General features: G+C 62.6%; 11 protein-coding genes and 1 pseudogene. 5 read left to right on the top strand and 7 right to left on the bottom strand.

What is annotated here, in order from left to right:
• Positions 1-46: 46 nt before the first annotated feature.
• Positions 47-1,195, bottom strand: coding sequence for a serine hydrolase domain-containing protein (locus tag BRO63_RS17715; protein WP_088141039.1), 1,149 nt, complete (start codon positions 1,193-1,195; stop codon positions 47-49).
• On the opposite strand from BRO63_RS17715, the gene BRO63_RS17720 reads away from it, so the two are divergent.
• From BRO63_RS17720 to BRO63_RS17730, 3 genes are all read left to right on the top strand, one after another.
• Positions 1,194-1,976, top strand: coding sequence for a TetR/AcrR family transcriptional regulator (locus BRO63_RS17720; RefSeq protein ID WP_256943338.1), 783 nt, complete (start codon positions 1,194-1,196; stop codon positions 1,974-1,976). The two genes, BRO63_RS17715 and BRO63_RS17720, sit on opposite strands and share 2 nt — an antisense overlap.
• Positions 1,973-2,578 carry a Rid family hydrolase gene (locus BRO63_RS17725; protein ID WP_256943339.1) on the top strand — a complete coding sequence of 202 codons (606 nt, stop codon included), beginning with the start codon at positions 1,973-1,975 and terminating at the stop codon, positions 2,576-2,578. The genes BRO63_RS17720 and BRO63_RS17725 overlap by 4 nt, the downstream gene beginning before the upstream one ends.
• Positions 2,579-2,722: 144 nt before the next feature.
• Positions 2,723-3,895 carry an MFS transporter gene (locus BRO63_RS17730; protein ID WP_088141042.1) on the top strand — a complete coding sequence of 391 codons (1,173 nt, stop codon included), beginning with the start codon at positions 2,723-2,725 and terminating at the stop codon, positions 3,893-3,895.
• A 76-nt stretch (positions 3,896-3,971) separates the two neighbouring features.
• Here BRO63_RS17730 and BRO63_RS17735 read toward each other — a convergent pair whose 3' ends face one another.
• From BRO63_RS17735 to guaB, 5 genes and pseudogenes are all read right to left on the bottom strand, one after another.
• Positions 3,972-4,199, bottom strand: coding sequence for a hypothetical protein (locus BRO63_RS17735; RefSeq protein WP_256943340.1), 228 nt, complete (start codon positions 4,197-4,199; stop codon positions 3,972-3,974).
• Between the two features lie 156 nt (positions 4,200-4,355).
• The gene (locus BRO63_RS17740; RefSeq protein WP_143219483.1) at positions 4,356-5,651 is read right to left on the bottom strand and encodes an ATP-binding protein; all 1,296 of its coding nucleotides are present in this window, start codon (positions 5,649-5,651) and stop codon (positions 4,356-4,358) included.
• Positions 5,652-5,728: 77 nt separating this feature from the next.
• Positions 5,729-5,975: pseudogene (locus tag BRO63_RS17745) on the bottom strand (DUF2274 domain-containing protein).
• 152 nt (positions 5,976-6,127) lie between these two features.
• Entirely contained in the window at positions 6,128-7,720 is a 1,593-nt protein-coding gene (gene guaA, locus BRO63_RS17750) for a glutamine-hydrolyzing GMP synthase (protein ID WP_088141045.1), read from the bottom strand.
• A 118-nt stretch (positions 7,721-7,838) separates the two neighbouring features.
• The gene (gene guaB, locus BRO63_RS17755; protein WP_013394369.1) at positions 7,839-9,299 is read right to left on the bottom strand and encodes an IMP dehydrogenase; all 1,461 of its coding nucleotides are present in this window, start codon (positions 9,297-9,299) and stop codon (positions 7,839-7,841) included.
• 192 nt (positions 9,300-9,491) lie between these two features.
• Between guaB and BRO63_RS17760 the strand changes: the two genes are divergently transcribed.
• The gene (locus BRO63_RS17760) at positions 9,492-10,130 is read left to right on the top strand and encodes a DUF2239 family protein (RefSeq protein WP_088141046.1); all 639 of its coding nucleotides are present in this window, start codon (positions 9,492-9,494) and stop codon (positions 10,128-10,130) included.
• Positions 10,131-10,135: 5 nt separating this feature from the next.
• Here the strand turns inward: BRO63_RS17760 and BRO63_RS17765 are convergent, their stop codons facing one another.
• On the bottom strand, positions 10,136-10,729 hold the full coding sequence (locus BRO63_RS17765) for a LysE family translocator (protein WP_088141047.1): 594 nt from the start codon (positions 10,727-10,729) through the stop codon (positions 10,136-10,138).
• A gap of 118 nt (positions 10,730-10,847) precedes the next feature.
• Between BRO63_RS17765 and BRO63_RS17770 the strand changes: the two genes are divergently transcribed.
• On the top strand, positions 10,848-11,798 hold the full coding sequence (locus BRO63_RS17770) for a GlxA family transcriptional regulator (RefSeq protein ID WP_088141048.1): 951 nt from the start codon (positions 10,848-10,850) through the stop codon (positions 11,796-11,798).
• Positions 11,799-11,909: the final 111 nt, after the last annotated feature.

The following is an 11,909-nucleotide window of genomic DNA, read 5'->3' on the forward strand; positions in this document are numbered from 1 at the left end:
CCTTCCTTGCCTTGTCGTCGGGACCGGCAGGAACGTGGAGCGGGCACTAACGAAGCGCAGCCTGCTGAAGCGCCTGATGATCCGCATGGACCGCGGGCTCATCGAGCGCCCTTGAGCACATGACCACTACCGCTCGATTGCTGGAGAGGTCGCTAAGCCATGAGCTTCCCAGTCCTCCTGACCAGCCCGCGGTCCCTCGCAAGGCCTCGGTGAAAGACCGACCCGCGTCAACGGAAACACCGTAACCCCAGCCACGGCCATCAAGAAAGCCGGCGGCATCGGCGCGCTGTTCGGCCGTCAGATGGTCGGTCAGCATACGCCTGATCCAAGCCTTGCCCAGCAGCCGCCCTGTGGGCGTTTCGCCCCCGGCATGCAGCATGCGCACGAAGGCCATGTAGTCGCCAGCCGTTGAGACCAAACCGCCTTCCCCGCCCTCGAATGCGGGGGGATTTGCCCAAGCGCTCTCCTCTTTCGGACTATCTGCGAGCCGGCGATCGCTGTAATAAGCAGGTGTGAGGCGGGACAACTGCCCGGGGGCAACATAAAAGCCGGTGTCCTTCATCTCCAACGGCTCGAACACCTGCGTAGCCAGGAACTCGGACAATGCCATGCCGGAGAGCCGGGCGATCAGCACGCCTTGCACATTGGACGCGACCGAATAGAACCACCGGTCTCCCGGATGCGCCAACAGCGGCAACGCGCCGAGCCTTCGAAGCCACTCCTCCGGCCCCATAGCCGCGGCAGGCCGGGGAGCATCAAAACCCACGAGCTGTTGGCGCGCGACCTCCCGCTGGAACGGCGTGCTGCCGGGAGCGGCGGGCACGATACCCGTGCCCAGCCGGGATGTCAGGATGTCCTCGACAGTGATCTCGCGCTTCGCGGCAACCGTTAGATCCAGTTCGCCGTGCAGATCGACCAGCACCTTCGGCTTGCCAAGCTCCGGCAGCCACTTGGCCACGGGCTCGGTCAGCTCGATATGGAGTCTCTCGATCAACATCATGAGGGCGACCGCCGTGATCGGCTTGGTCATTGACGAGATACGGAAAATCGCGTCAGGCGCCAGAACGGCTGAGTGCTCCATATCAACGTGTCCGGCCGCAATAATGCGGCTTGGTGATTTTCCGCTGAAGTGCGCCACGACGGCGCCAGGACTAAGCGTGCCCGCAGCCGCCAATGCCTCATCGATATCGCCCATGGTTTCTCCACTGTCATTGGATCCATGCCTTTTACCCGGCGCGGCGCTCTCCGCCTTGAACGAAATTGCAGACGGCCGACTATGGCCATGTACTCTCGCAATCCGCCGCTCGCCGTGGGAATGGCGTCGAAAAATATTGTTTACCAGTCAGTACATTATTACCTATACTTCAACGCCTGAACTGCGAAGGACAGCAACCATGAGTGGAAGGCCCAAAGAGTACGACGACACTGCCGTCATAGACGCCGCGATGGACGTTTTCTGGACCAACGGCTACGAAGCCAGCTCAACGCAAGAGCTGTGCGAACGCACAGGCTTGGGGCGTGGCAGCCTCTACCATGCCTTTGGCAGCAAGCAGAACCTCTACGAGCAAGCCTTGCGCCGCTATCAAGAACTGGGGCTGCAGGCGCAGTCCGACATTCTCAACGGCCCAGGCACGGCCAAGGAACGGTTGCGCGCGTTACTGCAATGGGGCGTCGACGGCGACCTGGATCCGGCCAGGCGCCGCAGTTGCATGGCTCTTTTTTCGGTCATGGAGCGCAGCAGCAAAGATCCCGTCATCGACCGGATCAACCGCAGCTATGTCAACAAGCTGGAAGCGACAATCTGCCACGTCATCGCCGTAGACCAGCGCAATGGCGAGCTTGCAAGCGGCCGGCCGGCGCTGGAAGTGACGCGCGCGTTCCTGGCAAGCTACTACGGGCTGCGCATCCTTGGACAATCCATGCCAGACCGGGCGTTTCTTCAAGATGTGCTGGAGGGCACCCTGGCTAGTCTATGAGCCATGAAGCCCGCGTTGGAATCACGATAACCGTCGCAGGCCCCGGCCTATTTTTTTCAACAATTGTTTATCGATCAGTACACTATCACCCAAAAAGAGCCTATATGAATCATCCTTCAAACACTGATGTACGCCGCGTGGCAACCAGAACGGGCGCAGTCGCAATTCCAGCCTCTCTGGAGTCCGATGTTGCGCAGTACCACTATGCGCCGGCGCGCCGCGCAGGCGACTTTGTGTACCTCTCGGGCATCGTGGCTTGCAACCCAACCAGCGAGCCGATGAGCGAAGCCGCGTTCTGCGATGAATTGCGCATTGTGTTCAAACAGATTGAGCGCCTGCTTTCCGCCTGCGACGCGCAGATGGAGGATGTCATCGAGTTGCAGATGTTCCATGTATTCGGCAGTGACCGCCTGGACCTGGACAAGGCCGGCCAGTTGGCCGCCATAGGCCGGGTTCGGGATGAATTCTTCTTCGCTCCCTACCCTGCCGCGGTGGAACTGGAAGTTGCCGACTTGAACCCCGAAGGCGGCCTGGTGGAGATCAAGGCGGTGGCGTTTGCACCGCTCACCCGCACAACCGCCAACGAGACCGCCACCCCATGAGAACGCGCGCACGCCGGAACATATTCTCATCATCCCGGTGGTGAAGCCAACGAGAAGTCTGCTACCCCAACAACGATCACCGGCCTAGCGGCCGGTTCTTTTGGGGCAATTTTGTACTGATCAATAAACTTTAAGGATTCTCCCATGCCATTAGCCGTTTATATCCTGGGATTGACGATCTTCTCATTGACCACGTCCGAGTTCATGGTGGCGGGCATGATGGCATCGTTGACGCAAGCCTTCGGCGTTTCGGTAACGCAGATCGGCTACCTGATCTCGCTGTATGCCATCGGCATGGTCGTCGGCGGCCCCCTGCTCACGGTAGGCCTGATCAAGCTGCGCGTACCCAACAAGAAGGCGCTGCTCTGGCTGCTGGGCTTCTACGCCATCGCGCAGTCCGTTGCCGCGTCCGCGACCAGCTACGAAGTCATGGCGGCCGCCCGGGTCGCGACGGGGGTGGCCGGCTCCGCGTGCTTTGGCGTGTCGCTGGCGATTTGCGCGCAGATTGTGGCCACCCAGTCGCGCGGACGGGCGGCGTCCATCGTGATCGGAGGATTGATGCTGGCGACGGTGCTGGGTGTTCCCATCGCCACGGTCATCGACCAGCATCTGGGCTGGCGCGCCAGCTTTTGGCTGGTGGTCGTGCTTGCCGTGCTGTGCGCGGCAATCATCGCCATCCTGGTGCCACGCTCCCAGGCCTCTGCAACGGTCAGCCTCGCCGCGGAAATCGCAGAGTTCAAAAATCGGCACCTGTGGGCGGCTTTCGCCACCAGCGGACTGATCATCGGCGCGACGTTTGCCGCCTTCAGCTACTTCGCTCCGATCCTGACCGACGTGACCGGTTTCGCCGCATCGTCCATTCCCTGGTTGCTGGGCATCTACGGAGCGGCCAACGTCGTGGGAAACATGGTCGTGGGGAGATATGCGGACAAGTACGCCATGCCTATCATGGCGGGTGGCTTAATCATCTTGGCCGCAACCCTGGCGCTGTTCGCGGTGTTCGCCCAAAGCCAGGTTCTCAGCGTGAGCGCGCTGATCGTGATCGGCCTGGTCGGCGTGCCCATGAATCCCGCGATGATCGCCCGCGTCATGCAGACCGCGCATCCGGGTGCGCTGGTGAATACCGTCCATACGTCGGTGATCAACATCGGGCTGGGCGCGGGGGCTTGGATCGGCGGGCTGGGCATCGCGGCTGGCCATGGCGTGCGTTCGCCGCTGTGGGTGGGTGCTGCGTTGGCCGTGCTTGGGTTGGTCAGTTTGTTGCCTTATCTGGGGCGAAGGACGCGCGAGGGGCGTGCGTTGGCAACGGGGCGGTAACGCTTCTTGAGCTCGCCCCCTACGACAAGGCGGCGCGCTCGGACCCGAGGTAGCTCAGCCGACAGCAAGCCCCCACCTACAACTTCTCCGCGAGGGCCCGAAGCCTCTTGCTCGCCTTCTCCACCTTTACCTGCGCTCGCCCCTCTTTGCTTACCCGGATAGAGGTGACGTACTGAGCGATCGCGTCATATGACTCCTTGTTCTTGGCTTCATACCAGCCGGCCTTGTAGGTCAGCAATCCTCTAGCAACCATACCCTCTAGATCGGGGTAGTTGTCTACTCGATCTTTGATCATCTTCTTCATGTCAGAGATATCTTTGTCTGTGAGTGACATAATCAATGCTCCCAGTCGATGGTCGCTTCCGCTTCACCAGCAAAAGCGCCCCCCCAGGGGAGGGCCAACTTTAAAAAATCTATAGCACATGCCGCCCAGATCTGTGAGTAGTTTATCCAATATGCATCACAAATCTGGATCAACGCCAAGTCGACTGATCAACTCTTGTTGAAGTTCTAGTGCGGATAACTTCCTCTTGCCAGCGTCGGTCTTGACGTAGACCTCTTGCCCACCGGTTGAGAAAAGCAAAGTACGTCGAACAGATGGAACACGTACTTCAACGACGTACAAGTCGTTAATTAGGACAGCCCCGTCGCTAACTGGATGAAGCTCAATCCGATACGCCGTTGGGGCGATCGGAGGGGCAATCTGGTGAAGCCGCTCTGTAACGACACGTAGTAGCTCATCGCACTCTTTTTGTCGCAGTTGAACGCCAACGATAGTCCGATCCTCATCTCGGATCCCCCAGAAGATCGCGCCCTCCTGCGAAACGCCCGCGTTCAAGAAGGCAACTGCATATTGATCAACGACTCCCTTTATAGCCCCGAGGGGATTTCCACCCTTGACCTCCTTGAACTCGCAGGCACGACTCTCTTGCTTGGGGAACTGCGCTCCTCTGATCCACTTTGCTTGTGGTGAGCGTCTCAGATTGGGACGGTGTGTCCCGTACAGTGGGTTGTAGCCCACAAGCGAAATATGCCCGCGAGGTGCCGAGATGACTTGCGTTGTGCCACACGCCATATCCATGTCAGGTGGAGTCAGCACAATCACCTGCGATTCCCTCGCTATCATTTCTAGTAATCGGCACACGAAAGGAAGTAGGTCTTGTGGCCAGTGCCAAGCCCAATCGTCAAGTATCAATGGCAGCTTGAACTGCGCACTCTGGAAGACGGTGAACTGCCAGAGCAACTCCAAGAGAGAACGCTGCCCTCTTGAACCTACGTTTCCCTCTAACGCACCACTTTTCCGAAGTTCCACCCATGCTGGGTCAGCCTTCAGAATGTCTGGGAGTGTTTTTTCAATATCCCTAAGGCGAGATGAATCATCACTAAACCCACGCTCAGGGCCAACAAGCAAGCGCTGACCACTGGAATCAGACATCGCCGCAAGTACTTGAAGAGCCAATGGCCCGGTCGTTTTCGACACCTCCAGCTTGCTGTACGAACTTTCGGCAATCACCAACTTGGCCAATTCGGTTGTACCGCTCTCTTCCATCGTGAGCTCGACCTCAGAGGGTCCGACACCGCCTGCCCGTATCGAAACGGCAGCTCGTCCGACTATGGCAGCGATGATGGCCCCTGCCAGTTGTGTTTTGCCCGCGTCGTTGTGGCCAGAAATCCAATTGATCGCATGAGGTTCGAAACGAAACTCCGCATCGGAGAATGGACCGAAATTTCTGAGTCTGACGTTGCTGAAGTACACGAGCCCCCCCCTCCTGACGAGAAGAGCAATAATAGCTGCACAGCAATCGGATGCCGATGGCGGCTCCACCGGCGTCGTTAGCTTGAGTTCGCCCGTGCGAATTTGCTTGTTGATCCTGTCTTGAAGCCTCGATCCCCCGCCATGAACGCCTCCAACATGAACGGGATCAGCGTCCGCACATCCACCGCCTCGCCATACACCTGCGCGTCCTGCTCGGCGTAGCGCTCAAGGTCAGCTTTTAGCCCAGCCAGACAGGGGGGAGGTCAGCTTCACGCTCTCCGTCTTCGGCAGCGGCCCCAAGCGCAGCTTCCTGGTCGTGCGTATCGCGAGCCTCCTCGATTGAAAAACAGCGGCTGATACGACAGCAACACCGCACCATGGGCGTCAGCTCAGTCTACATTTCCTCGCCCCCTTCTCTACCAAAAAGAAAAAGGCGCCGAAGCGCCTTTCTCATTCACCGCAGAGCAACTGCGGGATCACTCCCACTCAATCGTCGCAGGCGGCTTGCTCGACACGTCATACACCACGCGATTGATCCCACGCACCTCATTGATGATGCGCGAAGAAACCCGAGCCAGCAACGGATGCGGCAGCGGCGCCCAATCGGCGGTCATGAAGTCGAACGTCTGCACCGCGCGCAGCGCCACCACGTACTCATAAGTACGCCCATCACCCATCACGCCCACCGACTTCACCGGCAGGAACACGGCAAACGCCTGCGAGGTCAGCTCGTACCAGGTCAGGCCGCTGGCCTCGTCCTTGGTGTTGCGCAGTTCTTCGATGAAGATCGCGTCGGCGCGGCGCAGCAGTTCGGCATATTCATGCTTGACTTCGCCCAGGATGCGCACGCCCAGGCCGGGGCCGGGGAACGGGTGGCGGTAGACCATCTGCGGCGGCAGGCCCAGGGCCACGCCGAGTTCGCGGACTTCGTCCTTGAACAGTTCGCGCAGCGGCTCCAGCAGTTGCAGGTTCAGCGTGTCCGGCAGGCCGCCCACGTTGTGGTGCGACTTGATGGAGGTGGCCTTGCCGGTCTTGGCGCCCGCGGATTCGATGACGTCGGGGTAGATCGTGCCCTGGGCCAGCCACTTGGCGCTTTGCTGCTTGCCGGCCTGCTCCTGGAACACTTCGACGAATTCGCGGCCGATGATCTTGCGCTTGGCTTCGGGGTCCGCCACGCCGGCCAGCTTGCCCATGAACTGGGCGGTGGCGTCAACATGGATGATCTTCACGCCCATGTTTTCGGCGAAGGTCTGCATGACCTGCTTGCCTTCGTCCAGGCGCAGCAGGCCGTGGTCGACGAACACGCAGGTGAGCTGGTCGCCGATGGCCTTGTGGATCAGCGCTGCGGCCACCGAGGAGTCCACGCCGCCGGACAGGCCCAGGATGACTTCGTCCGTGCCGACCTGCTCGCGGATGCGGGCGACGGCTTCGGCCACGTAGTCGGGCATGTTCCAGTCGCCTTCGCAGCCGCAGATCTCGTTGACGAAGCGGGCCAGCATGGCCTTGCCCTGGACGGTGTGCGTGACTTCGGGGTGGAACTGGACCGCGTAGAACTTGCGGTCTTCGTCGGCCATGCCGGCGATGGGGCAGGACGGGGTAGACGCCATCACCTTGAAGCCCGGGGGCAGCTCGGTGACCTTGTCGCCGTGGCTCATCCAGACCTTGAGCATGCCGTGGCCTTCGGCGGTGGCAAAGTCTTCCAGGCCTTCCAGCAGCTTGGTGTGGCCGTGGGCGCGGACTTCGGCGTAGCCGAATTCGCGGTGGTCGGAGTAGCTGACCACGCCGCCCAGCTGCTGCGCCATGGACTGCATGCCGTAGCAGATGCCCAGGACGGGCACGCCCAGTTCGAACACCGCATGCGGCACGCGCATGGAGCCTTCTTCGTAGGCGGAAGCGTGGCTGCCGGACAGGATGACGCCCTTCAGGCCTTGCGCCATCTGGTCGCGCACGAAGGCGTCGTCGACGTCGCCGGGGTGCACTTCGGAGTAGACGCCGGCTTCGCGGACGCGGCGGGCGATCAGCTGGGTGACTTGCGAACCGTAGTCGAGAATGAGGATGCGCTGGTGCATGGAGACTCTACCGGTAAAGAATAAAACCGCAGTAAATAAAACCGCACCGGCAGAACCGCTGATTCATGTTGCGGTTCTGCCGGTGCGCGATGCATGACATTGTAGTTGACTGTACGGATCAGTCGGCGCGGTAGTTGGGCGCTTCCTTGGTGATCTGTACGTCGTGCACGTGGGACTCGCGCACGCCCGCGGAGGTGATCTCCACGAATTCGGTCTTGGTGCGCATGTCGTCGATGGTGGCGCAGCCGCAGTAGCCCATCGAGGCGCGGATGCCGCCGACCAGTTGGTAAATGATGGCCAGCACGCTGCCCTTGTAGGGGACGCGGCCTTCGATGCCTTCGGGAACCAGCTTGTCGGCGTTGTTGGACGGATCCTGGAAGTAACGGTCGGCGGAGCCGTCCGTCATGGCGCCCAGGCTGCCCATGCCGCGGTAGGACTTGTACGAACGGCCCTGGAACAGCACGACTTCGCCGGGCGCTTCTTCGGTGCCGGCGAACATGCCGCCCATCATGCAGGCGAAAGCGCCGGCCGCCAGGGCCTTGGCGACGTCGCCCGAGTAGCGGATGCCGCCGTCGGCGATCAGGGGAACGCCCGTGCCTTCCAGCGCCTTGGCGACTTCGGAGATGGCATGGATTTGCGGCACACCCACGCCCGCGACGATGCGGGTAGTGCAGATGGAGCCGGGGCCGATGCCGACCTTGACGCCGTCGGCGCCGTACTCGACCAGCGCCCGCGCGGCGGCGGCGGTGGCGATGTTGCCGCCAATGACTTCAACCTTGGGGTAGTTCTGCTTGACCCAGCGCACGCCTTCCAGCACGCCCTTGGAATGGCCGTGGGCGGTGTCGACGATCAGGACGTCGACGCCTGCCGCAACCAGCTTTTCCACGCGTTCTTCGGTGCCGGCGCCCACGCCCACGGCCGCGCCCACGCGCAGCTGGCCCTGGGCGTCCTTGCTGGCCATCGGGTGTTCGGTGTTCTTGACGATGTCCTTGACGGTGGCCAGGCCACGCAGTTCAAAGCCGTCGTTGACGATCAGCACGCGCTCCAGGCGGTGCTTGTGCATCAGGGACTGCGCCTCTTCCAGCGTGGCGCCTTCCTTCATGGTGACCAGGCGTTCCTGCGGCGTCATGATGTTGCGCAGGGGCTGGTCCAGGTTTTCTTCGAAACGCAGGTCGCGGTTGGTGACGATGCCGACCAGCTTGCGCCCTTCGACCACCGGCAGGCCCGAGATGCCATGCTGGCGCTGCAACGCGATGGCGTCGCGCACCTTCATCTGGGGGGTGACGGTGACCGGATCGATCACGATGCCGAACTCGTGGCGCTTGACGCGGGCAACTTCACGCGCCTGGGCGTCCGCAGACAGATTCTTGTGGATGATCCCGATGCCGCCCTCTTGCGCCATGGCGATGGCCAGACGCGATTCGGTGACGGTGTCCATGGCGGCGGACACGAGCGGGATGTTCAGGCTGATGTTGCGAGTGAGGCGCGTAGCCAGGGAAGTGTCGCGAGGCAGGACCTCGGAATACGCAGGCACCAGCAACACATCGTCGAAGGTGAGCGCTTTTTGTACGAGACGCATGGGTAACTCCGGGCGCAAAGCAAGATTATACGCCGCTTGGGTGTTTTGCCTAGGTGTTGACCCTAGGTTCTGGGGGATATTTCTGCGCTGCGTAGCGGCCTGTCGCCATCGCTCAATATTTTTACCCGGATGTATTGACGAATATTTTTACCCGGATCATAATCCGCATGTAATTTTCACCCGGACAAAAAAATGAATCAACCCTCTGCACCCCACCCTACCGACCCGCACACCGCCTTCGCCGGCCACCGCCTGCTTGCGGCCGGCGCCCTGGCCGACGTGGCGCTCGCCGTCAAACGGGCCTTGGACGCCGGCGGCGACGCCGCCATCCTGGTGTTCGACGATCAGACCGGCAAGCAGGTCGACCTGGACCTGAGAGGCGACGAGGCCGCCGTTGCGCAACGCCATGGCGCCCGGGGCGAACTCCTGGCAGCCGACATCCCCGCCGAAGCGGCAGCCGACGAGGCCCAGCCGCGCGGCCGGGGCCGTCCCAAGCTGGGCGTGGTGGCGCGCGAAGTGACCCTGCTGCCCCGCCACTGGGACTGGCTGGGCGCCCAGCCCGGCGGCGCTTCGGTCGCCTTGCGCAAGCTGGTGGAACAGGCGCGCCGCGACAACGAGGCGCAGGACCGCCGGCGCGAACGCCAGGAAGCGGCTTACCGCTACATGTCCAGCATGGCCGGCAACCTGCCTGGTTTCGAGGAAGCGACGCGGGCGCTATATGCCGATGACCGTGAACGTTTCGCGCGGCAGATCGCGGCCTGGCCTGTGGATGTGCGCGGCTACGCCATGCAATTGGCGTGGCACGGATCCGGCGAGGCCGCCGCGAGCTGACGCCATCAACGCAGCATCGGCCACAGCGTCAGCGCCAGCAACACGCCCATGCCGATGTTGAACCACTTCAGGCGTCCGGGCTGCGCGAGGAATCCGCGCAGCGCCACGCCGAAACCGGCCCACAGCGACACGCTGGGCAAGTTCACCAGCGCGAACACCAGGCACATCCAGCCCAGCGACACCCAGGGCGTCGCGGCGTCGACGTAGACCGCCACCGAGGCCAGCGCCACGATCCAGGCCTTGGGGTTGATCCACTGGAACAAGGCCGATTCCATGAAGGTCAACGGCCTGGCCGATGCCTGCCCCGCGCCGATCGAGCGCGACAGCGCGATGCGCCATGCCAGGTACAGCAGATAGGCCGCGCCGCCGATCTTCAGCGCCACGGACAACGGCGGCCACGCCTGGAACAGCGCCCCCAGGCCCAGCCCTACCCCCAGTAGCAGCGAGGTGAAGCCGACGGTGATCCCCAGCACCTGGGGCAGCGTCCGGCCAAAGCCGAAGTTCGCGCCCGAGGTCATCAGCATGACGTTGCTGGGGCCCGGCGAAACGGAAGTCACAAAGGCGAACACCGCCAGGGCAAGCAGATTTTCAATGGACAAGGCACCACTCCGGTAATGCGCGGCGCACGGTTGCGCCAGCGGTCAGACAGCGGCATTGTCGGTCCGGGCCGGCCTTATTAATATTGGCGGTTTTGACATCTTTGATAGCGTTCTTGCCATGAAAATCCAGATCCTGGCCCTGGAGGGCGTGTTCGATACCGGCCTGTCCGCCGTCCTGGACGTGTTCACCACGGCCAACGAGCTGTCGCCTCTGTTGCCGGAACCGGTACAGCCGTTCGAGACGCGCGTGGTCGGCATGCGCCGCAAGGTGCGCACCTCGCAGGGATTCGGCGTGCCAATTTCAGGCAGCCCGGACCCGTCGGACCCGGGCTGGCTCGTCATCCCGGCCATCGGCTGCAAGATGCCCGAAACGCTGTTGCCCGCGCTGGCCCGCGCCGATGTGCGCGACGCCGGCCGGATGCTAAGGGCGCGCGCTCCCGGCGCGAACACCGCCGCGGCCTGCATCGGCACCTTCGTGCTGGCGGAATCGGGCCTGCTGGACGGCCACAAGGCCACCACCACCTGGTGGCTGGCGCCGCTGTTCAGGCAGCGCTATCCGGAGGTGGACCTGGAGGACGGCCGCATGCTGGTGCGCTCGTCGTCGCTGCTGACGGCAGGCGCGGCGCTCAGCCACATGGACATGGCGTTGTGGCTGGTGCGCCAGACCAGCCCGGAACTGGCCGCGCTCGTGGCCCGCTATCTGATCGTGGACCAGCGGCCGGCGCAATCCGCCTATGCCATCACCGACCACCTGACCCACGCCGAGCCGCTGGTGCAGGCCTTTGAACGCTGGGCGCGCGCGCATCTGGCGCAGGGATTTTCGCTGGAAGCCGCGGCGCAGGCGCTGGGCGCCAGCAAGCGCACGCTGGCACGCCGCACGCAGGAAGTGCTGGGCAAGAGTCCGCTGTCGTATTTCCAGGACTTGCGCGTGGAGCGCGCCGCCCATTTGCTGAAGACCACCAGCCTGTCGCTGGAGCAGATCGCGGCACAGGTCGGCTACGCCGACGGCGTCACGCTGCGCAACCTGCTGCGCCGGCGCCTGGGCCAAGGCGTGCGCCAGATGCGCTGAAGTCCCGCACGCCCTGCGCGTCCGCAATGCGGGCGGTGGGCGCGTCCAGCGATATGCGTTTTAATGGGAAGTAAGCGGCAGGCGCGTTTTCCGCGCCGGCGCATTTCCACA

The organism is Achromobacter xylosoxidans, from assembly GCF_002192695.1.
In the GTDB taxonomy this organism is placed as follows: Bacteria; Pseudomonadota; Gammaproteobacteria; order Burkholderiales; family Burkholderiaceae_B; genus Achromobacter; species Achromobacter xylosoxidans_C.

Bases quoted from the DNA above. Each gene is read 5' to 3' on its own strand.
- BRO63_RS17720 (WP_256943338.1), top strand. From the start codon at position 1,194: ATGGTTTCTCCACTGTCATTGGATCCATGCCTTTTACCCGGCGCGGCG.
- BRO63_RS17715 (WP_088141039.1), bottom strand. From the start codon at position 1,195: ATGGGCGATATCGATGAGGCATTGGCGGCTGCGGGCACGCTTAGTCCT.
- BRO63_RS17725 (WP_256943339.1), top strand. From the start codon at position 1,973: ATGAGCCATGAAGCCCGCGTTGGAATCACGATAACCGTCGCAGGCCCC.
- BRO63_RS17730 (WP_088141042.1), top strand. From the start codon at position 2,723: ATGCCATTAGCCGTTTATATCCTGGGATTGACGATCTTCTCATTGACC.
- BRO63_RS17735 (WP_256943340.1), bottom strand. From the start codon at position 4,199: ATGAAGAAGATGATCAAAGATCGAGTAGACAACTACCCCGATCTAGAG.
- guaA (WP_088141045.1), bottom strand. From the start codon at position 7,720: ATGCACCAGCGCATCCTCATTCTCGACTACGGTTCGCAAGTCACCCAG.
- guaB (WP_013394369.1), bottom strand. From the start codon at position 9,299: ATGCGTCTCGTACAAAAAGCGCTCACCTTCGACGATGTGTTGCTGGTG.
- BRO63_RS17760 (WP_088141046.1), top strand. From the start codon at position 9,492: ATGAATCAACCCTCTGCACCCCACCCTACCGACCCGCACACCGCCTTC.
- BRO63_RS17770 (WP_088141048.1), top strand. From the start codon at position 10,848: ATGAAAATCCAGATCCTGGCCCTGGAGGGCGTGTTCGATACCGGCCTG.